Origin of the sequence: Ruegeria sp. SCSIO 43209 (genome assembly GCF_019904295.1) — a bacterium.
Classification (GTDB): Bacteria; Pseudomonadota; Alphaproteobacteria; order Rhodobacterales; family Rhodobacteraceae; genus Ruegeria.
In genome coordinates, this window is sequence record NZ_CP065362.1 from 245422 (window position 1) to 270850 (window position 25429).

At 56.6% G+C, this 25429-nt stretch carries 22 protein-coding genes and 1 riboswitch; of the genes, 8 read left to right on the top strand and 14 right to left on the bottom strand.

The features are described 5' to 3' along the window. Positions 1 to 3: 3 nt before the first annotated feature. Entirely contained in the window at positions 4 to 321 is a 318-nt protein-coding gene (locus I5192_RS20555) for a non-heme iron oxygenase ferredoxin subunit (RefSeq protein ID WP_170407016.1), read from the top strand. A gap of 7 nt (positions 322 to 328) precedes the next feature. Here I5192_RS20555 and I5192_RS20560 read toward each other — a convergent pair whose 3' ends face one another. From I5192_RS20560 to I5192_RS20575, 4 genes are read right to left on the bottom strand one after another with little or no spacing between them, the layout of a single operon-like run. Next, complete coding sequence (locus tag I5192_RS20560) at positions 329 to 1210, bottom strand: amino acid ABC transporter permease (RefSeq protein ID WP_170646825.1); 882 nt, start codon at positions 1208 to 1210, stop codon at positions 329 to 331. Between the two features lie 53 nt (positions 1211 to 1263). Continuing rightward, a complete protein-coding gene (locus tag I5192_RS20565) occupies positions 1264 to 2097 on the bottom strand; it encodes a transporter substrate-binding domain-containing protein (protein ID WP_170393843.1) in 834 nt (277 codons plus the stop codon). Between the two features lie 36 nt (positions 2098 to 2133). Then, entirely contained in the window at positions 2134 to 2976 is an 843-nt protein-coding gene (locus tag I5192_RS20570; protein WP_170393841.1) for an amino acid ABC transporter permease, read from the bottom strand. Position 2977: 1 nt separating this feature from the next. Further along, complete coding sequence (locus I5192_RS20575; protein WP_304621969.1) at positions 2978 to 3724, bottom strand: amino acid ABC transporter ATP-binding protein; 747 nt, start codon at positions 3722 to 3724, stop codon at positions 2978 to 2980. A gap of 269 nt (positions 3725 to 3993) precedes the next feature. Here I5192_RS20575 and I5192_RS20580 point away from each other — a divergent pair, with 269 nt between their 5' ends. From I5192_RS20580 to I5192_RS20590, 3 genes are read left to right on the top strand one after another with little or no spacing between them, the layout of a single operon-like run. Then, the gene (locus I5192_RS20580; protein ID WP_170393839.1) at positions 3994 to 4572 is read left to right on the top strand and encodes a carboxymuconolactone decarboxylase family protein; all 579 of its coding nucleotides are present in this window, start codon (positions 3994 to 3996) and stop codon (positions 4570 to 4572) included. Between the two features lie 11 nt (positions 4573 to 4583). Then, positions 4584 to 5171 (top strand): helix-turn-helix transcriptional regulator, encoded by a 588-nt coding sequence (locus I5192_RS20585; protein ID WP_223118661.1) that lies wholly within the window; start codon positions 4584 to 4586, stop codon positions 5169 to 5171. 12 nt (positions 5172 to 5183) lie between these two features. Next, complete coding sequence (locus I5192_RS20590) at positions 5184 to 6572, top strand: MATE family efflux transporter (RefSeq protein WP_170562108.1); 1389 nt, start codon at positions 5184 to 5186, stop codon at positions 6570 to 6572. Here I5192_RS20590 and I5192_RS20595 read toward each other — a convergent pair. From I5192_RS20595 to I5192_RS20610, 4 genes are read right to left on the bottom strand one after another with little or no spacing between them, the layout of a single operon-like run. Beyond that, entirely contained in the window at positions 6547 to 7791 is a 1245-nt protein-coding gene (locus I5192_RS20595) for an FAD-binding oxidoreductase (protein ID WP_223118662.1), read from the bottom strand. The genes I5192_RS20590 and I5192_RS20595 overlap by 26 nt on opposite strands. A gap of 11 nt (positions 7792 to 7802) precedes the next feature. Continuing rightward, a complete protein-coding gene (locus I5192_RS20600) occupies positions 7803 to 8816 on the bottom strand; it encodes an Ldh family oxidoreductase (RefSeq protein ID WP_223118663.1) in 1014 nt (337 codons plus the stop codon). 60 nt (positions 8817 to 8876) lie between these two features. Next, positions 8877 to 10397 carry a trimethylamine methyltransferase family protein gene (locus tag I5192_RS20605; RefSeq protein WP_170393827.1) on the bottom strand — a complete coding sequence of 507 codons (1521 nt, stop codon included), beginning with the start codon at positions 10395 to 10397 and terminating at the stop codon, positions 8877 to 8879. A 15-nt stretch (positions 10398 to 10412) separates the two neighbouring features. Then, positions 10413 to 12866: an FAD-dependent oxidoreductase gene (locus tag I5192_RS20610; RefSeq protein ID WP_223118664.1), complete on the bottom strand. Its 2454-nt coding sequence runs from the start codon at positions 12864 to 12866 to the stop codon at positions 10413 to 10415. Between the two features lie 255 nt (positions 12867 to 13121). On the opposite strand from I5192_RS20610, the gene I5192_RS20615 reads away from it, so the two are divergent. Next, on the top strand, positions 13122 to 14015 hold the full coding sequence (locus I5192_RS20615) for a LysR substrate-binding domain-containing protein (RefSeq protein ID WP_223118432.1): 894 nt from the start codon (positions 13122 to 13124) through the stop codon (positions 14013 to 14015). 54 nt (positions 14016 to 14069) lie between these two features. On the opposite strand, the gene I5192_RS20620 is transcribed toward I5192_RS20615, so the two are convergent. The 5 genes from I5192_RS20620 to I5192_RS20640 all read right to left on the bottom strand — a co-directional run bounded on the left by I5192_RS20620 (position 14070) and on the right by I5192_RS20640 (position 17638). Beyond that, positions 14070 to 15083, bottom strand: coding sequence for an iron ABC transporter permease (locus I5192_RS20620; protein ID WP_223118433.1), 1014 nt, complete (start codon positions 15081 to 15083; stop codon positions 14070 to 14072). Position 15084: 1 nt separating this feature from the next. After that, positions 15085 to 16032 (bottom strand): ABC transporter substrate-binding protein, encoded by a 948-nt coding sequence (locus tag I5192_RS20625; RefSeq protein WP_170509081.1) that lies wholly within the window; start codon positions 16030 to 16032, stop codon positions 15085 to 15087. A gap of 18 nt (positions 16033 to 16050) precedes the next feature. Beyond that, positions 16051 to 16836: an ABC transporter ATP-binding protein gene (locus I5192_RS20630; RefSeq protein WP_223118435.1), complete on the bottom strand. Its 786-nt coding sequence runs from the start codon at positions 16834 to 16836 to the stop codon at positions 16051 to 16053. Then, complete coding sequence (locus I5192_RS20635) at positions 16833 to 17189, bottom strand: DUF1636 family protein (protein ID WP_170393816.1); 357 nt, start codon at positions 17187 to 17189, stop codon at positions 16833 to 16835. Before I5192_RS20635 ends, I5192_RS20630 begins: the two co-directional genes overlap by 4 nt. Positions 17190 to 17290: 101 nt before the next feature. Further along, a riboswitch (cobalamin riboswitch) is annotated at positions 17291 to 17499 on the bottom strand. Then, a complete protein-coding gene (locus I5192_RS20640) occupies positions 17483 to 17638 on the bottom strand; it encodes a hypothetical protein (protein WP_170422553.1) in 156 nt (51 codons plus the stop codon). Its footprint overlaps the riboswitch before it by 17 nt. A gap of 119 nt (positions 17639 to 17757) precedes the next feature. On the opposite strand from I5192_RS20640, the gene I5192_RS20645 reads away from it, so the two are divergent. Together I5192_RS20645 and I5192_RS20650 are read left to right on the top strand one after the other, a co-directional pair. Continuing rightward, positions 17758 to 18825, top strand: a complete 1068-nt coding sequence (locus tag I5192_RS20645) for a hypothetical protein (RefSeq protein WP_223118436.1) — start codon at positions 17758 to 17760, stop codon at positions 18823 to 18825. Between the two features lie 18 nt (positions 18826 to 18843). Further along, positions 18844 to 20505: a peroxidase family protein gene (locus tag I5192_RS20650; protein ID WP_223118438.1), complete on the top strand. Its 1662-nt coding sequence runs from the start codon at positions 18844 to 18846 to the stop codon at positions 20503 to 20505. Here the strand turns inward: I5192_RS20650 and I5192_RS20655 are convergent. Then, on the bottom strand, positions 20479 to 23502 hold the full coding sequence (locus I5192_RS20655; protein ID WP_223118440.1) for an AAA family ATPase: 3024 nt from the start codon (positions 23500 to 23502) through the stop codon (positions 20479 to 20481). The genes I5192_RS20650 and I5192_RS20655 overlap by 27 nt on opposite strands. 580 nt (positions 23503 to 24082) lie before the next feature. Here I5192_RS20655 and I5192_RS20660 point away from each other — a divergent pair. Further along, positions 24083 to 25399, top strand: coding sequence for a UDP-glucose/GDP-mannose dehydrogenase family protein (locus tag I5192_RS20660; RefSeq protein ID WP_223118441.1), 1317 nt, complete (start codon positions 24083 to 24085; stop codon positions 25397 to 25399). Positions 25400 to 25429: the final 30 nt, after the last annotated feature.

Here is a 25429-nt window from a genome sequence, read left to right on the forward strand (position 1 = left end):
GAGATGGTGGCAGACAAATCTTGGCGCGATGTGATCGAGGCATCGAAGCTGGAAGAAAACTGGGTCACGCGGGTTCAGATCGGGCCGAGATTGATTGCAGTTTATGATACACCCAGCGGTGTCTATGCCTCGCTGGCATTGTGCAACCATGGTGGGGCTGATCTGTGTGACGGCTATTTTGATGGGCATGTTATCGAATGCCCATTGCACCAGGGCGCGTTCGATGTGCGTGATGGCAAGCCCGTTTCAGCGCCTGCGACCCGAGCAATGCGGGTCTTTGAGACACGGATTCAGGATGGAATGGTTCAGGTCCGAATGTGACCTGAACCTAGCGCTTGTCAGATCGTTTCTCTAGCCGCGCAAAGATGCGGCTGAGGCCGAAGCAGACGACAAAATAGAATGCAGCCGTTGTGATCCATGCCTCAAAAATCATCCGGGACGAAGCGACCAACTCGACGGTCTTGTAGGTCAGTTCCTGAACCGAGATCAGCGACAGGATTGAGCTGTCCTTGATCAATGAGATGAACTGGTTCGCTAACGGTGGCACAACCTTTTTCATCGCCTGCGGGAGAACGACATAGCGCAATTCCTGTATGCGGCTCATACCGATCGAGCGTGCAGCTTCGCGCTGACCTTTCGGGATCGACTGGATACCTGCTCGGACAATTTCGCCGACAAATGCGCTTTCAAACAGCGCCAGAACGATGACACCTGAGACAAGCGACGGAAAGCGCCGCATCTCACCAAAGAAAAATGTCCAGATCTGGTTGTCTTCCTGCCGCGCAATTCCACGCGCCCAGCGTTCAAGGTTTAGTGCGTCGATCAGTTGCTGCGAAAGGAAGAAAAAGAAAATAAAGACAACAACAACCGGTGGCACATTACGCAGAAATTCAAGATAAGTGCGTGCCAGCATGCGTATGGTCAGGTTCGCAGAACAGCGCGCGATCCCCAGAATCGTACCCAGAATGAGCGCCAAAATGCCGGAATAAATGCTGATACGAACCGTCGCCACCAAGCCTTGCAGCAATAGATTGGCAAAATACTCTTCTCGCCCAGTATGCCAGCCGACGATGTAGCTGGGGATCAATTCCCACCGCCACTTATAGTTCAGCGTGCCTTCGATCGACAGCCAGATATATCCGAAGAAGGCGATCAATACCGCCACGATCAGATAATCCGGCCATCTGAGTTTTCTAAGAAATTCAGGCACCTGGGCGCTCCGCTTCAGGCCCGAGGGCGGCTGATCCGCCCCCGGCTAATTGGTTATTGGGCAACCTGGTCTGCCCACTCTTCAGTTGCGAACCAATAGTTGTGACGCTCTTCCAACCAACCCGACCGCCAGTTCTGAGCGATCCAATTGTTGAAAAAGTTCATGGCATCCGGATCGCCCTTGCGTACTCCGAACGCTTCGCCACGCGGATCATACAGGTTATCGAACGGAACGGTCAGAGTTTCCGGATGGCGACCGGCCTCGCGGTTCGGCGTAGGTTGAGCCGCCATCGAAGCATGCGCGTTTCCGTTTAGCACTTCTTGCGTTGATGCACCGTCTTCATCAAACAACAGCAGCGTCGCGTTGGGGAAGTTTTCCGCGATCACCGTAGCTGGTGTCGCCCCGCGACGAGCGGCAAAGGTGACCTCAGGTTTATTGAAATCTTCCAAAGACATACCATCGGTCAACTGTTTGTTAGCCATAATAGCCAGGCCCGAATACGCGTAAGGATCGGTGAAGTTGATCGTCAAGTTTCGCTGCGCAGTCACCGACATGCCCGAGATGATCACGTCGAAATTGCCGGATACGAGCGCCGGGATGATGCCATCCCAGGCGGTCGGTACAAACTCGACCTCTACACCCATATCCTCGGCCAGCTTGCGACCGACATCCAGTTCGAACCCGATCAGATCACCATTCTTGTCGCGCATCGACCACGGCACGAACAGCGACAGACCAATCCGGATCACTCCATCCTGTTTGATCGTTTCAATCACACTTTCGCGGGACAGTTCCTGAGTCGCACTTTGCGCCCAGCCTGAGGTCGCCATGCCTGTTGCCACGACCGCGCCCAGGGCCGCCCCGAGCATTCTGCGAGATAGCTTCATCTTGGTTCTCCTTGTTGTCCGGTTAAGTTCTTGTGGTTATTGGTCGACGGCATATTTCTTCTCCAGATAGCTAACGCCAATCGACAGGATCAGGGTCACCACCAGATAGACCAGCGCGATAGTGAACCAGATTTCAAAACTCATATACGTGTCGGATATAATGTTGCGCCCGAAGGTGGTGAGTTCGGCCACGGCAATGACGCTGACAATAGCCGAGGATTTGATCAAGTGGACGACCTCGCCCGTCATGGGCGGTAGCATAAAGCGAACAGATTGCGGCAGAATTATATATCTGTAGGTCTGATAGGGGGTCATACCGATAGACTTGGCCGCCTCCCACTGACCAGATGGGATGGCGTTGATCCCCGCCCGTAGGATTTCTGAAATCAAGGCTGAATGAAACACCGCCAAAGTCAGGATGCTGGCGGTATATCGATCAAATCCAAAGATAGGACCCAGGACATAATAGAACAGGTAAAGCAGAACCAGCAGAGGGATATTGCGGATCAGTTCAAGGTAGGCAACCGCGACAGCAGTGCCAACTACCAAGCCGGACAAGCGCAGTAACGCCACTAGCAACCCGATAGCTGTGGCCAGCAGAAACGAGGTAACTGACAGCTTGATCGTGGCAACCAGTCCGATGGGGATTTCGCCCCACTCGAACCCAATCTCGGTGTTGCGGTACAGGAATTGGGGCACGCGATACCACTGCCAATTATAGCCCATACCCTGCGCGCCAACATATGACCCGTAGGCGATCAACCCGACAATAACCGCATAGATCACGACGGACACTAACACCGAGCCAAAGAACCGCTTGTATAGTGGCGGCTTCGGCAGCGCTTGCCCGCGTCCCTGTGATATGCCCAGATCGGTCACGTTAGTGTTCCAATATCTGGTTCAGGAATAGACGGCAGCGCTCGCTTGACGGGTTGGTGAAGAACTGATCGGGCGGCGAGATTTCAACGATCTGCCCCGCCTCCATAAAGACCATCGTGTCGGCGACCTTGCGCGCAAACCCCATCTCATGCGTGACAACCACCATGGTCATGCCCGTATCGGCCAGTTCAACCATCACATCCAGCACCTCATTGATCATTTCGGGATCAAGCGCGGATGTCGGTTCATCAAACAGCATGATCCGTGTTTCCATGCATAAGGACCGCGCGATCGCGACGCGCTGTTGCTGCCCCCCCGACAATTGCGCCGGGTACTTGTCGGCCTGCTCGGGGATGTGAACGCGATCAAGATAGTTGCGCGCGGTTTCCTCGGCCTGCGCCTTGGATAGCTTGCGCACCTTCATCGGTCCGATCATCAGGTTTTCAAGCACAGTCAGGTGCGGAAACAGGTTGAACTGCTGGAAGACCATGCCGACTTCCTGTCGCAGTTCACGGATTTCCTTGGCACCCTCATAGACTTCGATCCCATCGATCACGAGACGCCCGGAATTATGCCACTCTAACCCGTTGAAACAGCGGATCAGCGTGGATTTTCCCGATCCGGACGGGCCGCAGATTACCACCTTCTCGCCCTGATGAACGGTCAGATCGATGTTCTTGAGCGCATGGAAAGTCCCATAGAACTTATCCAGATTGGTCACTTCGATCATGGGGGAGAGCTGTGTCATGCCGAACCTGTCAAGATGCGGATCAGCTGGCGTCGCTGATCTATGACGCTGTGGTAGTGCGATCGCAACATGAGGTCATGCACGCATGCGCACGAAGTCATTCGCGGCGATTCAGGCAGAGTGGAGAGATCTGGCAAAGCTTCAGAATCCTCAAATTCGTTGCGCGCTGTTCAATATGGTTGCTTAATGTGCAATATTCGTCAATAAAAAACTCAGCCGAACGGCACACGCCGCGAAAATAGAAACAGAAAACACGAGAGGAAACGTGAATGTCCGCCTGGATTCGGATGATATCTGACGAAGATGCCGACGAGCACCTGAGAGCGACTCTGGATCTGGCGCGCACACCACACGGGACCGTGGACAACGTGATGCGCGTGCATTCACTGCGTCCCAACACCATGAAAGGTCACGTCATTCTGTATCGCGCGTGCCTGCATGATGAAGCCAATTCCATACCCATGTGGTTTCAGGAAGTCATCAGCTCTTACGTATCGACGTTGAACACCTGCCCCTATTCTTATGCCAACCATTGGGCAAACGCCCGACATCTGATCGGTGACGACGCACGCGCCGACGCAATCGAGGCCGCGTTAAAGGCCCATCGTCCGCAGGACGCATTTGAAGGTGCGCAGTTGGCCGCGCTGATCTATGCGCAAAAGCTGACCCTGTCGCCGGGTGCAATGGAGGAATCCGAAGTTCGCGCATTGAAAGATGCCGGCTGGGAAGACGGAGAGATTCTCGAGATCAACCAGATCGTCGGATATTTCAATTATGCCAACCGATTGCTGAATGGTCTGGGTGTCACAACGGAAGGGGACGTGGTGGGCTACTACGCCGAGGATTGACGGATTGAATCATGCACGATGACACGCCGGGAAGACAGATTGATCGCGCTATTGGTGCCTCGCTCAGGGAGCTGCGCCAAAGCCGCAAGCAATCCGCCCGTCGGTTGGCAGAACAGTCTGGTATCTCGGCTGCAATGGTCAGCCGTATCGAAAACGGGTTGGTCTCTCCGTCAATCGATACGCTGGCTGCACTTGCCGAGGCGTTGGAAGTACCAATCGTATCGCTGTTTCGCGAAGCGCGGACAGATCACACCGACTATACGCTGGTTCGCCATGGCGAAGGACTAAAGTCTACGCGACTGGCGGGCGGCCATTCGCACGAATACGTCAACCTTGCGCTGCATTCCCGGAAGGACCTGCGCTTTCAGGCCCGTCGTGTCACGTTGTTGCAGGACGAGGGGCAGCCGCCCACTTATGTCGGCCATGGCGTCGTGTTTGTGCAGGTTCTCGAAGGGCAGGCCATCTATCGGTATGGCGAAGCCCGATTTACTCTTTCAGCAGGAGACAGCATCAGCGTCGATGCAGAGCTGAATCACGGCTTCGAAGAGGTCCTAACGCCAGAGTTCGTTTTCCTGACCGTTCAGGCCGAACGTCCGTAGTGGCCAGTTGATATGGCCATCCCAACTGAAATTGATCTGACACGCGGGCCAATCTCGACCCATTTCAGAACCCTGGCGATCCCGGGCGCAATCGGGATGTTGTTCAACACTCTCTACAACGTTGTCGACATGTTCTTCGCCGGCCTTCTCTCGACCAGCGCGCAGGCTGGATTGGCACTAGGGTTTCAGGCCTTTTTCATTGCCATTTCGGTCGGGGTCGGGTTGGGTGCCGCGATGAGCGCGCTGGTCGGCAACGCGTTAGGCGCTGGAGACACTCGCGCAGCGCGGCGTTTTGCAGCACAGGGAATGATCTATGGTTTCATTGCAGCCTGTGTTCTGGCGGCGGCGGGTCTCTGGTACGGCCCTGCGCTGATAAATCTGGTTTCGGAACCGGGACCTTATCGCGATGCAGGTTTACGTTATTTCCACTGGCTCCTATTGGCCTTGCCCGGATTTCTTCTGGCCTTCGGTTGCAATGGCATTCTTCAGGCACATGGTGACGCGGTATCGATGCAACGCGCCCTCATGGTGGCGTTTTTTGCCAATATCGGTCTGAACCCCCTATTGATCTACGGCATTCCGGGCGTGATCCCGGGCATCGGATTTGATGGCCTCGCTGTATCGACGGTGATCAGCCAGACCGGTGTGATGGTGTTTCTGATCCGTCAGGTCCTCAGACGCCGCAGGATGAGGCGCATGCGCCCCCGAAACTTCATTCCGCGCCTACAGAAGTTCAAAGAGATCTCGGTTCAGGTACTTCCCACAGCGACATCTTTCTTCGTGATGCTGCTGTCAGGTTTCGTCATGCAGTTCGCCCTGAAAATCTTTGGAGAGCACGCAATCGCTGGCTTTGGCATTGCCATTCGGCTTGAGCAGATTTTGCTTTTGCCGGTGCTGGGGGTCACGGGGGCACTGCTGCCCATCGCGTCCCAGAATTTCGGTGCCCGCGACTATGAAAGGGTTCGCGAGGCACTGTTTTATTGCTGGAAAGTCGGGTTCATCATGACCGCCATCGCAGCCCCCATATTGTGGATTTTTGGCCGCCTTATGATGGGCTTTTTCACCGACGATCCCGAAGTGATCCGCGTCGGACTTAGCTATCTACGTGTCGATAGTCTGATCCTCCCGATCTACATGATGCTTTTTTCCATCAACTCGCTATTGCAAGCCTTGAAGCGACCGATCTGGACCGTGTGGATCAGCCTATATCGTCAAGGATTTGGCGTCGCCTTTTTTGTCTGGATTTTCGTCGGCCTGCTCGGCTTTAACGAAATTGGTGTCTGGTTCGGCACCGCAGGTGCCGTGGTGACTGGCTGGATGATCGCGTTGCTGATGACGTCCCATGTGGCTCAAAAAGAGCTGGGCGGGCTTTGGCTCAGGACGAGAACCGATCTGGGCTGAAGGCTTCTATATCGATGTCCGGTGATCTGCCAGCAATTACATCTGCGATTATCCGCGCCGTCGTCGCGCCTAGTGTCAGGCCAAGCTGTCCGTGACCCGTCGCAAAGGCGACGTTAGCCAGTCGCCTGCTGCGGCCAATGATCGGACGTGTGTCCGGTGTAAACGGGCGGCGACCCATCCGGCGTTCCGCACTATCGGTCTTCAAACCCGGTAATACGCGGCACGCACGCCTGACCAGCACATCGGCTCGGTTCCAATTCGGCTGCGCGTTCAGGTCGGCAAATTCTGCGGTACCGGCCACTGCCAGCGCCTGCTGATACGGTGTAATGCCAAACCCGCCTTTGGCATAAAACACCGTATGGCGGAGCTCGACCCCGCTATCTTTCAACGCAGTCGAATATCCGATCACCCCTTCCATCCTCAATTGAACACCCAGCGTCTTGGCCAAATTCCTAGACGGCGTTCCCGCAGCGATGACGAAATCATCTGCGCTGATCGATCGCCCATCGCTCAGCTTCACGCTTTTCACATGTTGTCCGTCCTGCGTAAAACCGATTGCTCTTCCTGCCACGACTGCCCCGCCGCGGCTGCTAAAACTCTGCGTCAGCGTTTCAACCAATACTTTAGGGTCCGTCACAAAACTCCAGTCTCTAAGCAAAGCTGCATGTTTGAAATCAGATGCTATTGCAGGATCGATTTCATGCGCTTCCTGACCTGTAACTTGATCAATCGTGCAGCCCAACTCACGCGCCAACTCAAAAGCTGGGCGCATGGTCGCAAGGTCATTGTCGTCGTCAAACAACTTGATTACCGGCCGTTCGACCAAAAGCTCAGGATGGCCTACATCTAAAAGCTGAGCCTTGAAATCCGCTGTTGCAGCAAACGTAAGTCTTGCCAGATCGGAGGCGATTGCGCGCATTTTCGAGCGACGCGCATTGGCCGTAAACCGTGCAAACCACGGCAGCAATTTCACCGCTGAGGCCGGGCGCAATGTCAACGGGGCCTCGGCATCCAGCAACCAGCCCGGCACTTTCATCAGCATCCCCGGCTGCGACAACGGCACGATCTCACCGACTGCGATACAACCGCAGGAAGCCCAACTCGCGCCCTCACCAACCGGACCCGGTTCTACGACGGTGACCTCGTGGCCCTGCGACTGCAATGTCAGCGCACAGGATATTCCGACGATGCCGCCGCCAATTACAACCACCCGTGCCATTACTGGGACCCCTACAGAAGTTCGCGAAGTTGCTTCATCAAGTCCGCCGTGACGCGAACACCATCCGCTTCGGCGGCAGCACGGTTCTTCAAGCGGCCATCTCCGGGAACGCGGGCATCCCCGTTACCTTCAATTTCAGCGCAGATGCGTTGGACATAGCCTTCAAATGCGGCATTCCCGAAACGCGCCGGATCAATCGCGATCAACGTTGAGCCGCCCTTGATATTCAAGGCACCGTGCGCTTCGCGGTTGGCATTGTCCACGGACAATGTTCCACCGGCCAGTGCCGCGCCAAGAACTTCGATCAGGAAGGCGATCGCCGCGCCTTTGTGCTCGCCAAACGGCAACAGACTGCGGGTCTCCAAAATCGCGTTGGGATCGCTGGTTGGCTGACCGTTCGGGTCAAGCCCCGCAGGGCGCGGCAATTCGTGCCCTTCAGCCGCGGCCATCCGGATGTCCATCAGCGCAACCATTGACGAGGCCTGATCCCAAACAACCGGCGCACGACCCGGTCGCGGGCAAGCAAAGGACATCGGATTGGTGCCAAAAACAGGGCGGGTGCCGCCTTGCGGCACCACCATCGAGAGCGAGTTCACAACACCTAGCGCTACCAGCCCAGCGTCCGCCAGCAGACCTGTATCGAAACGTAGTGCCCCCAGATGGTGGCAATTGGCACAAGTAAACGCGGCAATACCATTCGCGCGCGCCATTTCAATAAGTTCGTCTCGCGCTTTGGCGGCCACGATCTGGTAATAGCCATTGTCACCATCTCCGCGCAGAACCCCCGGTGCGATCCGTTCGACACTCGGGTCGGCCTCGGGGTTGGCATATCCCGAAGAAAAGCTCTGCGCATAAACAGGCAACATCCTTAACCCATGGCTACGCGGGCCGTCGCGCTCGCTCATCCGCACAAGCCCGGCCAGAACCGTGCTGCCATGTTCATCCATGCCTGCAGCCACAAGGACAGATTTTGCCAATTCCTCTACTTCGTCGAGTGAGAGAGCGATCGTCGAGTTATCGGCCATGTGCCTAATCCTGTCGTTGGTTGAGGAAACGGGCACATAAGTGCCCGCTTGCAGATCTGTTTAGGCGCTGTATTCCACCCGCTTCTTAGCGACGAATTCATCCAACGCCCCGCGCTGATCGTCCGGCATTGGTGGTTGGACGTAGGTGTTCAGCATACGCTGCGCCTCTTCCGTGCCAACGGTTTCTGCGGTTTTAGCACCTTCTGCTTCCCACTGTTCAAAGCTGTCATTGTTTTGCAAGTGGTTCATATGCATTGGGTTTTCGCGCGTGTGGTCAGTACCAAGGAAGTGCCCACCCGGTCCGATTTTGTCAATGTCGCCCAGCAACGTGTCCAGATTTTCCTCTTGCAGGCCGCTGAAGAAACGGTGGAAGTTCTCCAACTGCAACGCGTCCTGCACCCATTTTGAGTAGCTGACCCCAAGCGCGCCTTCAAGGAAGCCTGCTGAGTGTACGATGTAGTTTGCACCGCCCAGAAGCACCGGCCACATGGTGTTTGCGGTGTCGAACGCAGCCTGCATATCCGGGGATTTCGATCCGGTCCACATGGTACAGGTCCGCCATGGCACACCATAAAACCGTGCCATCTGCCCCACCAGAAGGTTCATCAGCCCGGGTTCCGGAGAGCCCATCATCGGTGCACCTGTCTTCATCGAAACGCCCATGATTGCCACCCCCAGCACCATCGGGGCTCCGCGCCGGATGATCTGGCTGTAGGCCATACCGGCCAGAGATTCTGCAATCAGCAGCGCGACACCACCCTGCGGGCTTGCAGGTGTGCTCGCCCCGGCAAGAACAAAGGGCGACAGCAGGCAGGGCTGGTTGGCGGCGGCATAGACGCGTAGGCTCTGCAACATGGTCTCATCCCAGACCAACGGTGTGTTGCAGTTCAGCAGGGCTGCCATCACCACATTGTTGTCAACAAACTCCTCACCAAACACGATGCGAGTCATCTCTACCGAGTCCAACGCTGCCTGTTCGGATAGAACTGAACCCTTGATCGGTTTGTCGGTCAGCGTCAGCGCGGCATGAACCAGCTCCAAGTGGCGTTGCGGCACGGGGACATCCTGCGGCTCAACCGGCAAAATACCCGGCACCATCATCGACTGACTCATCTGACTGAGTTTGAAGAAGTTATGCGCATCCTCCAGCATCGAAGGGCGGCGCACACCATCCAGACCATAGACAAACGGCGCACCATACGCATTGGCAAAGACCGAATGCCGATTGCCCACCCGCAGCGAGCGTTCCGGGTTGCGCGCGGCATAGCCCCATTCCGAGGGAACGGCCGAGATCAGGTCCATCAGCATCTCGCGTCCGATGCGCACCCGCTCACCCTGCACATCCGCACCGTACTTCTTCCAATCCGCTAATGCCACCGGATCGCGGAACTCAATCCCTGTGGTTTCAAGTATAGTCATGGCCGCGTTGTGGATTTTCTCAACGCCTTCGGGACCAAGCAGATCAATCGGGCCAACTTTGCGGTTCAGCGTCGACAAGTAGACTGGGGGCGGGTTGGTGCGAGCCTTGACCCGCGCGGCACGTCCACCGCCACGGCCCGAGCGTGCTTTGACTTCTGCCATCTCAAATCCTCCGGATCAGGCGCGCGCGCGGGCGCTGGTGGGATCAACGGCGCAGGTATCGATCACTTCGGCCTCGCGCATTTCATTGTGGATGAGCACCTGCATTTTGGTGCCGGGTGCCGTCATCTCGTGTGGAACCAGCGCCATCGCAATGTCGTGGTTGCAGTAATACGAGAACCCGCCCGAAGTGACGCGTCCGATCAGCTTGCCATCGGCATAGACGCCTTCGTCAAACATCACCGAGGTGTCGCAGAACGGCAGCTTCAGTGTGACCAGTGTGTTGTATCCACCCTGCTCCTGCTGCTGTTGCAACGCGGCTTTGCCGATGAAATCACGTTCGGCCACCTGCCCGCCGATCTTCTCGGTCATTGCAACGAAACGGCCCAAATCGGCCTCATATGGGGTCAGGTCCTTGCAGATTTCGCGGTTGATTGCGCGATAGGATTTCTCAAGCCGCATCGACTCCAACGCTTCAAGCCCGAAAGGTTTCACACCCGATTTCAGCAGCAAATCAACGAGGTGGCGATTGTACCCGACCGGGTGGTGCAGTTCCCATCCCAACTCACCGGTGTAGGAGACGCGCAACAAGTGCACACCTTTGGCATAGCCCACCTCGCCCATCTGTGCCGACAGCCATGGGAATGCTTCGTTCGACAAATCATTATCGGTCAATGGTTGCAGGATGTCCCGTGCCTTGGGCCCGGCCAGTGCGATCACGCCCAGCTGTTCTGAGATATCCTCGATCACCACCGAGCCATCACCTGGCAGCACGCGCTGTAACTGATCCCAATTGTAGGCTCGCCAGTTCGGCGTCGATATCAGGTAGAAATCGTCGTCGGCATAGCGCACGATTGTGTACTCCGCATCCATGCCGCCCTTATCGTTCAACATCAGCGACAAGGTCATGCGGCCCACCTTGGGCAGCTTGTTGGCCATCAGGCTATCCAGCCATTTGGCGGCACCCGGCCCGCGCACTGTGAACTTGGTCATCGGCGACATTTCGATGAAGCCAGCCTCTTCACGGGTGGTGCGCACCTCTTCCTGAACACGCTCCATATGGTTGGTGCGGCGGAAACTGTGTTCGGGGATCGCCTCTTCGGGCGATTTGGCAAACCAGCGAGGAAATTCGTAGCCGTTAAAGCTGGTCCAAACCGCGCCCTGAGCAGTCAAAAGATCATATGACCCCATGGTCTTCATCGGGCGCGCATCCGGGAAGTCCTCACCCGGAACATGCGCATCCATATGGGTGCCCCATGTCTCGCGCACCTTATCCATGGTCCAACGTTTTGAGGCGTAGTCCGAGAATCGACGCGGGTCGAGCTCCGACATATCCATGCCCGGATCGCCATCGACGATCCATTTGGCCAAACGGTTACCAACGGTGCCGCCCCAGAGGATGCCACCTGGCATGCCTTCGGCCAGCCAAAGGTTCTCATGCCCCGGTGCGGGTCCGGCCAGAGGCAGCTCGTCCGGGGTCATCTGGAACGGGCCACGGGTGTTGGCCTTGATCCCAACCTCACCCAAGGTTGGCACCCGTTCGATGGCGCGTTCCCATTGGGTTTCCACGGCATCAAAATCCTCGGGCAACAGATCGGCTCCGAACTCGGGCGGGACACGATCCTCGGCAAACAGTTTGAGGTCTTTGGTGAATTCATACGGCCCGAACTGGATCCCGCCCACATCTTCGCGCAGATAAGCGCCGTAGTCCTCATCCCGCAGGATTGGGAATTCGGGCAAGCCTTGCGCCCGGCGCTCTTTCAACAGCGGCACCGTCTCGGTCGTCCAATACTGGTGAACGATCGGGATACATGGCAGGTCCAGCCCCACGCGGCGCGCATTTTCGCGGGCGTAGTTGCCGGTGGCAAAGATCAGATGCTCGCAGGTGATCTCACCCTGATTGGTGGTCACTTTCCAGTGGCCATTGTCCAGCTTCTCATAAGCCTGCGCTTCGGTGTTCTGGTATACCTTGGCGCCGGCATCCCGCGCGAGCTTGGCCAATGCCATGGTAATGTCGGCGGGATTCACATAACCGTCTTCCGTGTGCAGAATACCACCCCGAATATCTGAACTTTGATTCAGCAAGGGATGAATCTCGGCAATCTCCTCCGGCGTCAGCAGTTGGCAGGGCACGCCTGCAGCTTCGGCAATCGAGATATAGGACTGGAACTCATCCCAGCGCTTTTCGGTATTGGCGACCCGCAGTTGTCCTACCTTACGCAGCCCGACCGAACTGCCCATCTTCTCTTCCACCTCGGTGTAGATGCGGATGGTTTCCATCGTCATCTTCGACACGTTGTGCGACCGCACAAAGGTTACTAGCAAACCAGCCGCATGCCACGTCGAACCCGAGGTCAGTGTGGTGCGTTCCAGCATAACGGCATCAGAGCATCCATGTTCGGTCAGCCCATATAGAATTGACGCCCCGACGCATCCGCCACCGACAACCACGACTTTTGCATGTGACTGCATACTGCAACTCCTTCAACTTGTGCACGACCAACCGGGGGTCGCATTGCATGAGGAAAGATCGATATGAACGCCAAGAGTTTTGAGGACCTTTGGCACATCCCTTGATCATGTCTCAAACGGTTGTGGCGAATTTTCACCGTGAACCGCTGGCGGGCAATTGCAAAAAGATTCACTTTGAATAAGATCAGCTAAGCCTGATCTTCGGATAGTGCTTATATAATATTGGATGTAAAAAACATCACAGGTCAAATCACCTTGCTCAACAGGCCCTACGATCTTCCACCTGTAAGTTCGCTTATCAGCTTTGAGGCTGCTGCGCGGCATGTAAGCTTCAAGACCGCTGCAGAAGAGCTGAACGTCACGCCGGCCGCAATCAGCCATCAGGTCAAAGCGCTGGAAAACGAGCTGCAATGCGCGCTGTTTCTGCGCCATCATCGCGGCGTGGAACTTACTGAAAGCGGTGCTTATCTTCTTGTTGCCCTTCAACGTGGTCTGGAAGGCATCAGCGAAGCACTTGGGCAGTTGCGGCGTCAATATGACAGAAAAGGTGTAACGATCCGCTCAACCACGGCTGTCAGTTCACTTTGGCTCACCCCGCGCCTTGCGCAATTCTGGAAGCAATACGGACATGTTTCCGTGACGCAGGTCGTGACTGACCTCGGCATCGACACGTCAAAATGCGACCTAAGTATCCATTACGGCGATTCCAGTCGCGAAGCGGGCATCTTCAAGACACTATTTCACGACAAGATCATGGCGCTTTGCAGCCCAAGGTTTGCGCAACAGAATCCCATCAAACGTGTTGAAGATATTGCCAGGGTCCCCCTAATTCATCTCGACGCTCCGGATACCGGCTGGACCGACTGGCGTGCCTGGACCCGTAAACTGGGCTATGAAGGCCCGCTGAATTCCGCGCATCGGGTCAACAATTACACGATTGCGCTTCAGGCCGCTCAGGACGATATGGGCGCAGTGCTGGGATGGGAAGGACTGACCTCGGAACTGATCGCATCCGGAAAGCTGGTCAGGCTGTTGCCGCAAACCATCTCATCGCAACTGGATTTCTACGTGAAACTACACAACACCTCATCCGACCGCGCCAAGCTTGTGTTCAAGTGGCTCGGCCAAGCGGCTGACGGAAAGGTTTAAACTCGGCTCAGACCTGATCAGGACGAAATATCTTGTGAGCGAAGATCGAGGGCCTTACCGTTGATTTCTCGCAGTCCTGAATAAAAGCAAGAATACAAACACCGATCCGATTGAAGTTGTGACGATCCCCACCGGCAATTCCTGCGGAGCCAGCATAAGCCTGCTGAGAATGTCAGAGCCGGTCAACAAGGCAGCACCAACCATAGCGGCGGTTGGTAGAAGGTTTTTGTGCAAGGGACCTGCGATCCCGCGTGCAATATGCGGCACCATCAGACCGACAAAACCAATCACTCCGGCTACGGAAACAAACACGGCCGTTGCCAACGCTGCGGTGAAAAACATGCTGAACCGCAGACCCCGAACCGGCACACCCAGAGTAGCGGCAGTCAAATCCCCGGTCAGCAGCGCATCCAACCAGCGGCTGCGATAAAGCGAATAGCTCAGGATCAGCAGCAGACCGATGCACACCAGCGGGAACGTCTCCCAACGGGCCAGGCCCAGCCCCCCCAGCATCCAGAAGATGACAGAATGAGCGGCGCGGCTATCACCGGCGAAGATCAGATAGTTGGTGATGGCCGAAAACAAAAATGACACAGCCAGACCCGCAAGGATCAGCTTTTCCGGTGCGCTAGTGCGAAGCCCATGAACCAGCGCCAGCACGATGCCCGACGCCACAAGACCGCCGCAAAAGGCAGCCAGCGGCAGAGTCCAGAAACCCAGAATATCTCCGGTCACGGTAATTACAAACACCGCCCCCGCTGCCGCGCCCGAGGACAGGCCGAACAGAAATGGATCGGCAAGGTCATTACGTGTGGTCGTTTGCAGCACCACGCCAACGATGCCCAGCCCGCCACCGATCACGGCTGCAAACAAAGCGCGGGGCAATCGCAGGTCGAATACGATCCTATGCAGCGGTGACATCTCTCCGTCCTGCAACCCGGTACCGCGCAATATCGCGGTGAAGGTGTCGGACAAAGGAATCGAGGTTGTGCCGTAGATCGTGGAAATCAGCAAAAGGGCGGTCAGAACGACCGCCCCCAGCAACAACGTCAGGCCCAATCGGCCCATATCAGCTCTGACCCGGATGCATCGCGCGCGCCATCTTCGAGATCGCTTCGATATTTGCCGGTCCCGGCGTCAGCTCCTCGTAGCGCAATCCGATCCAGCGCTCGTTCTTGACGGCGTCAGTCTGCGACATGACGGGATGTTCCTGCAGGAACTTGAAGGTGTCCTCGGCGCCATTGCCGGTCTGATAATCCAACAAAACCAGGAATTCCGGGTTCGATGCGGCAACGGCCTCCCACGAAGTGCGGCCCCAGCTCGTGTCCATGTCATGAGTGACGTTTTCACCACCGGCGGCTGTGATCATCGCATCGGGAATCGCGAATTTACCAGCGGTAAACGGAGCATCTGCAGGACCATCCAGAAGAAAGACGCGGGGCTTGGGCAGTTCAGCAGTCTTGGCTTCGATCGCTGCCAGCTGCTCTTTCCAGCCCGAGACCAGAGCTTCGGCCTTGTCTTCGACTTGCATCACCTTGCCCAAGCGCAACACATCGCCAAACAGAAGATCCATGCTGGCTTCGGGGCGATCCTTGTCCAGATGGACACAGCTTTCGGTTAGAACCAAGGTCTTGATTCCGAACGGTTCCAGTGTATCTGGGGTCACATCACCACCCGGCTTCATGCCATAGTACCAACCGGCAAAGAACAGGTCGGGTTCAACCGCCACCAGGTTTTCGACGGTCGGATATTTCGGCGCAAGCTCGGGGATGTCGCCGCGCAGAGCATCAAAATCAGGGCTGGTCTTGTACCAGCCGGTGATGCCGGTCAGGCCGACGATCTTGTCCTGCAGACCCAATGCAAAGGCCATATCGGTCATGTTCATGTCATGCACAACCAGGCGCTCGGGCGCGGTATCAAAAACCAGCGGTTCGCCGCAGTTGTCTACGGTGACTTCTTGCGCAGCAGCACCGCTTGCCATGGCGGTGGCCAACGCCACGGGCCAGATGTATTTCATCTCAGTGTGTTCCTTCGACTAAGTTGAGACTGTGGTTCTTCGAATATCAAGCGCCGGAATCACGCGGCCTTCGTGGAGAAAGCAGAGGAAATCAACGCCAAAAGTTTCGCGGACTCTTTCGGGTGTCAGCACCTTGTCCACCGACCCAAACTCGATCATGCGGGTCGATTTCATCAGCGCCACGTGTGTGGCGAATTCGGGGATCATGACCAGATCGTGTACGATCATGACCACGGTGATCCCAAGCTCGGCGACCAAAGACAGCATCCGCCCTTTTGCATCAGGATCCAGATGGTTGGTCGGTTCGTCCAGAAACAGCAACGAAGGGTTTTGCGCCAAAGCGCGCGCGATATGGGCACGCTGACGTTCGCCTCCGGACAGTTGGGCCATGCGCTTGTCCGCGAGATTGGCGAGACCAGTCAGGTCTAAAATCCGGTCCAGCTCTTGCGCGTGGCCTTCGGCAGAGCGGTCCGCACGGATGGGTATTTGCCCCAGCGCAACATAATCGCGTAACGCCAAGCGTCCATCGGGCAGTTCCTGCTGACCTACCACTGCAATCATGCGCGCACGCTCTTTGGCCGTGAGCTTTTTCAGACTGCGTCCTTTGATCCGAACATCGCCAAGTGCCAGCGGCTCAGCGCCGCACAACAGATTGAGAAGCGTCGTTTTCCCCGCCCCGTTCGGGCCGGCGATGGCTAGAATGGAACCCTCGTCCAACTCGAACGAGACGCCCTGCAACAGGACATCTCCGTTAAGGGCATAATACTCAAGGTTTTCGGCAATCAGAAAGGGTGGCAACGTCATTGCGATGCTCCCTGTTCGATCCGCGGCATGCGCGAGAGGGTTTTATTGGACAACGCCTGCGGGCGATCAGTGGCATTTGTCCAGCCATCCGGGCTTTCACGATACTGCGCTGCAAACTCAGCCAGCGCCTGCACCTCATCCGCGGTCTGAATGCCACCAAAAAGGTATTGCGCCTTTCCTACGGCCTGGAACCCAACCGTTCTGGGACTATCGCAGCCTGCCATGCAAGACGACGCGCGGATCGCAAAACTGCGAGGTAATTTCCCAGTCAACGCATCGCAAATTTCATCAAGGGGCAGCCCTTCAGTGCAGCTTTCGCAGACTAGAATGAAATGATCAGGCGTATCTGGCATGGTCCACTCCACTTGTTTCCAAGCGCATGCGGAAGCTGCCGACAATGTAAACACGCGATTGACGCGCCATCAAAGCCTCCTTCCAGGACGCCCCGCCCCGGGTTGGTTAAACATCTGATGGCAGGTCTCCTGACTTGCGGGTCCGCGCTCGGCCAACCTTCCCGATCCTGTGGACCAGTGGCTGTTTGGCCTTGCTCACCGCTTACAGTTGCGGGGGCAGTTACGGAATTGGCACCTTTTGGCAAGCCTCACCGTATTCCCTTTTCATCCCGCGGCAACGCCACCGGGAACCATCAATCGATTGAGTGCCCGAGAACACCGGACACGTCAATGATAAAGTCGAAGGCACCCAACTCTGGTCGAGGATCGAGCGCCGCCAACCACGTGTCCGAAGCACCAACCGAATAGCTTGGGCTGCGCGCCGAATTTGTCTGGCCACGGTTGTCCATAGTTGGTGTGTTTGGAAATTAGACAATCTGAGGTAAGCTGAACAAATTTAGAGGTTTAGCTTTGTCAGCACCTTACCCCTGTTTGATCATTGCCTGGGTTTATCCAAGGAGACGGTTCTTTGACACATGTTTCGCAAAACGCATTGCCGCCGGATATTGTTGATGATGTCATTGACCACAATCTCGAGGCCGTTGCACGGTGGAAAGGCCATCGCTTAAGGGCTCAGCATGGGCGCAGTCACGGGTGTGTGGCTGCAATATTCACCGTCAGAAACGATCTACCAGAACAGTTCCGTCACGGCCTGTTTGAACAGCCCGCAGCCTATTCAGCCGCACTTCGCTTTTCCAACGGCGCGCATCTGGATGACCGGAAATCGGATGCCCACGGGATGGCGATCAAGCTTTTTGACGTGCCAGGCCCCAAGCTGATCGACGCCGAAGCACTTGCGCATCTGGGGACCACACAACTCAGCGACGAGTTCGATTTTGTATTGGTCGATCAGGATGTGTTTCCCAGCTACGTCCCCGATGAATATGAGCGATTGGGCAGGCTTGTCGCCACATTACAAGCGGTCCAGCACGCGATCAAAGGGCGACGAAAATGGAGCCTTAGGTTGATCACCAAAGGGCTGCGCGCAGGATTTCGCGCCTTCCTCACTCGTGAAGGCAAGCGTCAGTTTCGCGTCGCGAGTGATTTTGCCTCGAACTATATGCACTCGCCTTTTGAGGTCCATTTCTGGTCGACAACACCGTATCGGCTGGGCCCCGATCTAACGGTCAGATACTTGGCCCGCAGCGCGAAACCAAAAATTCCGGCACATCCGGTAGACGACCCAGATGGGATCGGGCAGTGTTTGCGGCAAGACGTGGCCGATGGAGAAAATCACTTCGAGCTGTGTGTGATTGAGCCCCCGCGCCCGGCCGACGAATTCGATGTGCTCGACAATCGCATCCGGTGGGCATGCGACCCGCAACCAGATGCACCTCTTGATCCGTACCATCATACCGTCACGCCCGTGGCGGATATCACGATTCCCAAAGGTGCAGAATTTGATCCGCAGAATGGAGACGCGATGAGCTTCGCGCCCTGGCGTGTCACGGCAGATCACGAACCTTTAGGACCGATTAATGCGATCCGGCTCAGAACCTATCTGAGCTTGGCCAGCGCCCGGTTCCCGAATCGATGACCAAACGGAGATGTATTGATGCTGGACGTTGATGATCTGATCAAACTCGGATTCAAGATCTCCCCACCCGTTACGAGCTATTTAGCCGCGATCAGGCTTGCAAACGCCGCGAAGATCCACCGACCGCGGCCCTATACGATGGGCGCAGACTACACGACATGGCCCGGCGTGTTTTCCCATCGCTGGATCGGTCGGCATACAACGCCAGAAGACCTCTCACCCGTCCTGCCGTCGGAAAGCGAAGTTGCTGATCTCTTTCGCCGACGGACACAAATGGATGGCAGCCCGCTTACCTTGATGTGCCCGCAAGGATCGACACTTTTGTTTATCTCGGCCGCACAATGGTTTACCGACAGTTTCCTGCGCACCTTTGGGGCGAAAGGACCGGTTGATCAGACGGATTCGAACCACGAGGTCGATCTGTGCCAAATCTACGGGCTGAACGATTTTCAGACCGACATGCTGCGCGAACGCGATCCCGATACCAATGAATTAACCCACCGGTTGGCCTTTCGTCTGGATACACAAGGCGAGATGTGGGCCCCGAAGCTGTTTCAAAAGAACCAATCCGGTGGTGTTAAGCTTGCGCCCCCCTTTGATGGCAGTCTTGCCACTGGCGAGAATTACGGAAAGCCCCTGCACGATCCATGCAAGCTGTGGAATGCGGTGAAACGGGCGCATCCGGGTCTCAGCGATCACGCGATTGACCAGCTACTGCTCGATTTTCATGCAACCGGGCTCGATAATGGCAATGGTACCATAGGTTATATCGCGATCAATACACTGATGTTGCGCGCCCATAACACCTTTGCCGATCTGTTGTGGCGCGAAAAGCGCGGCATATCAGGCTGGGATAAAGAGCGTGTGTTCCAGACCACACGCTGCACCTTGATCGCATTGCTGATCAAGCTTGTGCTTGAGGACTACATCGCCCACATCGCCAATATGCCATTCAAACTGCCTGTTGGCGTCAATCGCTGGCAACCGTGGCATCATTCCAACCAGATCGCGATTGAGTTCAATTTGCTCTACCGCTGGCATTCGATGATCCCCGAGCGATTCATAATCGACGGCGCACAGGTTGGCCCGGAGGGGTTCAGATTCAATCCACGACTGGTCGAACAAACGGGCTTGGCGGAAATGATCCGATCATTGTCGCGCCAACCTGCGGCCCGCATGTCGCTGCGCAACACGCCCGATTTCCTGTTCCAAAGGCCTGCGCCCGGTGCTCCTGCCCCTGTCGAAGCTACAATTGCCCTGACGCGTAAGGCGCGTCTTCCGTCGCTGAACACTTATCGTCATCATTTCTGCCGCAAACCGCATTCAAACTTTACTGAGATGGTTGGTGATCAGCCGTTTGCGGACGAATTGATTGCCGACCTGAGCCGGCTTTATTGCGACGTCAATAGGGTCGAGTTGTTCCCTGGTCTCTTTGCGGAACAGCACAAGGGCGATGTGATCATGGGCGATCTGATGACATCGATGGTGGCGTATGACGCAATCACGCAGCTTATGAACAACCCGATGGTGTCCAAAAACTTGTACTCGGCTGAGACTTTTTCAGAGAAAGGTTTTCAGTTGTTGAAGAAAACTTCGTCATTCTCGCAGGTGGCGCGTTTTGTTGGCTTGGACCTGCAACCCGAAGACTGCACTTTAGGTCGACGTCCCGGCGGGACCTAAGACGCGACCGCGCTCTTCCAGCTCAGTAATCCGCGCGGCAACTTCCGTATCGGCTGGCCGGATGCAGGCAAGATCACTCAGCGCGCGCAATTCATACAGCGCCGCGCCCTGATTATTTGCCACGGCAATAGCTTCACGCAAAGCCGCCTCAGCCGCGTCGAACGGACCACCTTGTTCCAGTAGAAGAGCCGCCTTTATCCGGTAGATTTCAGCTTCATAGTTCCGCTCGTCAGTGTTTTCTGCACATGTCAGACCAGCCCCCACCGCATCCAACCCTTTTTGAATCTCACCCAGAGCAAGATAGCCCCGTGCGAGCTCGGCGTTGACGAGCACGCCAGCCGCCTCGGCACCCGTTGCGTGCATCCTTCCCCAAGCGGCCTGCAGCATGGCCACGCCCTCTGTGGCCTCGCCGGTTCTGATGGCAGCCCCGGCAAGATGGGCCGTCGCAACAGCTTGGTAATAAGGGCCGCCCTTGTCCTGAACAGCCGCGCTCAGCGCCTTGGCCATACGCGCATAATCCGGGTGGTCCATCTGCATGTGGATTTCGGTCAACCAATGCATTGCATTTGCGATGATCAAGGGCTGGCCCGATGCAATCGCGGCGTCAACTGCCCGCTTGGCTTTGGCGAGTGCCGCCTCAGTTTTGCCCTGAAAGCTGTCAACCAGCGCGCTCATACTCTCGATTTGTATCACGGCTGCAATATCGGGGCTGTTTCCAGCTTCGGCGCGATGCGCATCCGCATGAGACGCCGCTTGTTCCAGAGCTGCTGCCGCATCCTGAAACCGACCGCGCGGGGATAGCGCGGCCCCACAGATGTAGTTTCCGACCATTCGGGTGTGGTGATCGTCATACGCATCGATGATCGCTTGCCCCCATTGCTCGGCGTTCTGGTAATCACCTTTGACCATTGCAGCGGTAAAGAGACCCCTGCCCGCGCGAACAAGAGTACGTCTGTCGCCCAGCTTTTCAGCCAGTTCAAAACTGCGCCCAAAGGCATCGATTGCGGGCTCGGCACCATAACCGACATGCACGCGTTCGGCAGCGGCCAGAAGGAATTGCAAGTTCAATTCAGCTTCATCGCGTTGGTCTGCGGGCAACTCGTCCAACAGCCGCAATCCGTTTCGGGCATGCTGAGCCCCTTCGCGATTTGCGTGCCGCCTCAGGTTCAGCCGCGCGGCCTCCGACCAGGCGGCCACCGCCTTCGTTGTTTCACCGGCCAGTTCCCAGTGCCGCGCTATTTGTTCAGGCTGTCGGGCGGCTTCCGGTTGGGCGGCAAGGGCTTCTGCCGTGCGTCGATGCAAATGAATGCGACGGTCCCGCACAAGGCTTTGATATGCCGCCTCGCGCACCAATTCATGGCGGAACCGCCAGATCATTTCTGCGTCGTCATTCGCGCCGGGCAGATGTTGCAAAATACCCGTGGCGGCGAGCCCGAAGATAGCGTCTTCGGACTCGTCTTCAGTCAGTTCACTGATCTGAGCCAGCAAAGGTGCCCCAAAGGCACCACCAATAACAGCGGCCTCGATCGCGGCGCGTCGGAGTTCTCCGACCTCGTCCACCTGTTGCGCCAGGAGGTCATGCAACGTGGCGGGAATGTTGTCCACGATACGTTCAGGCGACGCAGCGATGGCGGCAGAGCACTCCTTGATGAAAAGGGGCACGCCATTGCCCCGCGCCAAAATCTGCGCCGTGGTGCGGTCGTCAAGGCGCTCACCCGAGGCCGCCTTGGCCAGTTCTGACGATGTCGCATCATCGAGCGGTGGAAGCGACAATTGCTCAAGAGACGGTATGCTCTCTTTGATCGCTGATGGCGCCGGCATCCGCGAAACCATCAACATCAGGACGGGAAGTGATGTCAGATGCTCGGCCACGTCGCGCAGCACCGAAAGGGTCGATGGGTCGACCCATTGCATATCCTCAACCACGACAAGCACCGGCCCCTCTCGGCTGAGTTTTTGGTAGACGCGGATGAATATGTCACTCAGTTGCGCGCGCAGTTCGTCCTCACTGGTCGTCCCGCTGTCGCCAGGGCCCGGGGCAAGAATGAAATACAGCGTGCGAAGTTGCGCGTCGTCCAGAATATCGCTCAGATGTTCTGACAACCGGTTGCGACGCGCGGCAATATCGTCCTGATTGTGGATGCCGCACCACCGTTCGACCTGTGATATGAAGGGAAAGAACGGTGTGCTGACATGGAACGGGCTGCAGTGATAGGTCACCCATGCCTGCGGCCCGACCGACGAACGCAGATCACGGATCAGGTGCGATTTGCCAATCCCTGCCTCACCCAATATGTGAATCACCCGCCCTCTTCCGGCTTCCACATCTTTCCACGCGCGGCGGAGTTGTCCGCGTTCGGCTTTGCGGCCAAGCAACGGGGTGCGGTTATGGCGGCGGGCCTGATCCTTGCCTTCACCGGTCAATCGATAAACTGGAACAGGCCGGTCGAACCCCGCGAGGTTCTGAACGCCTTGCGGCTCGAACTCCATTTGCTCGGCCCCAAGCGCTCGTGTTGCCGCAGAAACCATTGTTCCACCGGGGGTCGCCAACGACTGAAGACGTGCCGCAAGATTTAGCGTCGATCCAAAAATCGCGTCGGGCTGAATATTGGTCCCAAGCGCGATGTCCCCGACAAGAACCACGCCGGATGCGATCCCAATCCGACACCTGAGATCGAGCGGACCCGCCATTGCGGGCAGATCAGTGTGGATGCGCAGCGCCGCGCGTAGGGCGCGCTCGGCATTATTTTCAGACGCAGCAGGCCAACCAAAGGCGACGAGGATACCGTCGCCCACGATCTGCAGCACCCTGCCCCCGAACTCATCGGCAATTTGTTCGACCAGTTTATGATAACGTAATGTCGTAGACAGCAAATCTTCGGGCTCAAGCATTTGAGCCAATACCGTGGACTCGACAAGATCCACCATCATGACAGTCAGATGGCGGTGCTCCATCGCGCCAAGATCAGTTTCCGGGCCGGTGGGGTGCAGCACCATCAGCGCGCTCCGCGACCGGCGCTCATGCGGCGTGGAGATTTAAGGCCAACGCCTTCCCCGGAACCCAAAAACGAGAACATGCCCCCCATCGCGAAGCCTTAAAATAATTAACAGATTGCTCGCACCGCCGCTCGACACCACGAAAACTGATTGTGAGACTATATGAAGCTTCGCATTCTGGCTATGCCCAACGCCTGCTGAAGCGAAGAAGTGCCTGATATTACGTGTAGGATTGAGAATGCGCGCCAGCGGTCGAACGAATGCCATCGTCGAAAATCCGATCTGGCAACGAATCTTGATCGCAACACGCCGTTCTTCGCCGAGACCAGATAGCCAGTTCAACGCAAGCCACGAACAGCACTTGAACAATTCACCACAACAAGCATATTCGGTCGCCAAGAGACAGTCTGATGATTTTGCCCTATCGCCCGCAACACCTCAGAAGTGCCGAGCTGTTGTCGAAAGCAGCCGGCAATGCCTAGGCGGTTGTAATTATCGAGCCCCAAAAGCTCTTAGTTCAGCGGTTGAAAGAGACCAGGAAATGCGCCATTGGCGAAACCCAAAAGAAGGAATTCGATAAATGCGCATTGCGATGATTGGCACCGGATATGTCGGTTTGGTGTCCGGGGTTTGCTTTTCGGACTTTGGCCATGATGTGATTTGCGTCGATAAATCCGATCGCAAGATCAAGATGCTTCAGAATGGAGAGGTGCCGATTTACGAGCCGGGCCTTGATGTGCTCATGGCCAAGAACGTGGCTGCTGGCCGCCTGACCTTTACCACCGACCTGGCCGCTGCGGTCGACGGCGCGGACGCGGTGTTCATCGCGGTGGGCACACCTACGAGACGCGGGGACGGGCACGCTGATCTGACTTATGTGATGGCCGCCGCCGAAGAAATCGCTCAGGCCATCACCGGCTATACGGTTGTCGTAACCAAATCGACTGTCCCGGTCGGCACCAACCGCAAGGTTCATGAAGTTGTCTCGGGTGCAAATCCGAAGGCGGAATTCGACGTCGCATCGAACCCCGAATTCCTGCGCGAGGGCGCTGCAATTGATGATTTTATGCGCCCGGATCGTGTTGTCGTAGGGGTCGAAAGCGAACGAGCGGCGGATGTCATGGCCGAGATTTACCGCCCGCTTTATCTGCGTGACTTTCCGATCCTGACCACTGATCTAGAAAGCGCCGAGATGATCAAATACGCGGCGAACGCATTCCTGGCGACCAAAATCACGTTCATCAATGAAATCGCCGGTCTTTGCGAGCGGGCAGGCGGCGATGTCAAAGAGGTGGCGCGCGGTATTGGTCTGGATGGGCGGATCGGCAACAAGTTTCTGCACGCAGGCCCTGGCTATGGCGGCTCGTGTTTTCCGAAAGACACCGCTGCACTTGCCCGGATCGGACAGGATTTTGCCCACCCGATGCAGATCACCGAAACCGTCATTCGTGTGAACGATGAGGTCAAGAAGCGGATGATCGAGAAGATCCGGGATGCCTGCGATGACAGCTTCAATGGCAAGACCGTGGCGGTTCTGGGTGTGACTTTCAAGCCCAACACCGATGATATGCGCGACGCACCTTCCCTGACTATCGTTCCCGCCCTGATCGGTGGCGGTGCCCAGGTCCGCGTTGTCGATCCGCAAGGCCGTGCCGAGGGGGAAGCGCTGCTTCCTGGCGTCAAGTGGATGGATGATCCCTACGCCGCGGCCAAAGATGCGGACGTTGTTGTCTTGCTGACAGAATGGAACGAGTTCCGCGCCCTGAACCTGAGCGAACTGGCGGAGACGATGAAATCGCCCCGCATGGTCGACCTGCGCAATATCTACTCGTCCACCATGGTGCTGGGATCGGGTTTTGAGGCCTATGTCAGTGTCGGGGTCGGGGATCGGCAGTAGGGCTGGTTCCACCAACGTCTCTGACTTAAA

Bases quoted from the DNA above. Each gene is read 5' to 3' on its own strand.
- I5192_RS20630 (WP_223118435.1), bottom strand. From the start codon at position 16,836: ATGACGTTGCCACCCTTTCTGATTGCCGAAAACCTTGAGTATTATGCC.
- I5192_RS20585 (WP_223118661.1), top strand. From the start codon at position 4,584: ATGCACGATGACACGCCGGGAAGACAGATTGATCGCGCTATTGGTGCC.
- I5192_RS20635 (WP_170393816.1), bottom strand. From the start codon at position 17,189: ATGCCAGATACGCCTGATCATTTCATTCTAGTCTGCGAAAGCTGCACT.
- I5192_RS20655 (WP_223118440.1), bottom strand. From the start codon at position 23,502: ATGGTGCTGCACCCCACCGGCCCGGAAACTGATCTTGGCGCGATGGAG.
- I5192_RS20605 (WP_170393827.1), bottom strand. From the start codon at position 10,397: ATGGCAGAAGTCAAAGCACGCTCGGGCCGTGGCGGTGGACGTGCCGCG.
- I5192_RS20650 (WP_223118438.1), top strand. From the start codon at position 18,844: ATGCTGGACGTTGATGATCTGATCAAACTCGGATTCAAGATCTCCCCA.
- I5192_RS20555 (WP_170407016.1), top strand. From the start codon at position 4: ATGGTGGCAGACAAATCTTGGCGCGATGTGATCGAGGCATCGAAGCTG.
- I5192_RS20575 (WP_304621969.1), bottom strand. From the start codon at position 3,724: ATGACACAGCTCTCCCCCATGATCGAAGTGACCAATCTGGATAAGTTC.
- I5192_RS20595 (WP_223118662.1), bottom strand. From the start codon at position 7,791: ATGGCACGGGTGGTTGTAATTGGCGGCGGCATCGTCGGAATATCCTGT.
- I5192_RS20620 (WP_223118433.1), bottom strand. From the start codon at position 15,083: ATGGGCCGATTGGGCCTGACGTTGTTGCTGGGGGCGGTCGTTCTGACC.
- I5192_RS20660 (WP_223118441.1), top strand. From the start codon at position 24,083: ATGCGCATTGCGATGATTGGCACCGGATATGTCGGTTTGGTGTCCGGG.
- I5192_RS20565 (WP_170393843.1), bottom strand. From the start codon at position 2,097: ATGAAGCTATCTCGCAGAATGCTCGGGGCGGCCCTGGGCGCGGTCGTG.
- I5192_RS20580 (WP_170393839.1), top strand. From the start codon at position 3,994: ATGTCCGCCTGGATTCGGATGATATCTGACGAAGATGCCGACGAGCAC.
- I5192_RS20600 (WP_223118663.1), bottom strand. From the start codon at position 8,816: ATGGCCGATAACTCGACGATCGCTCTCTCACTCGACGAAGTAGAGGAA.
- I5192_RS20640 (WP_170422553.1), bottom strand. From the start codon at position 17,638: ATGGACAACCGTGGCCAGACAAATTCGGCGCGCAGCCCAAGCTATTCG.
- I5192_RS20610 (WP_223118664.1), bottom strand. From the start codon at position 12,866: ATGCAGTCACATGCAAAAGTCGTGGTTGTCGGTGGCGGATGCGTCGGG.
- I5192_RS20590 (WP_170562108.1), top strand. From the start codon at position 5,184: ATGGCCATCCCAACTGAAATTGATCTGACACGCGGGCCAATCTCGACC.
- I5192_RS20625 (WP_170509081.1), bottom strand. From the start codon at position 16,032: ATGAAATACATCTGGCCCGTGGCGTTGGCCACCGCCATGGCAAGCGGT.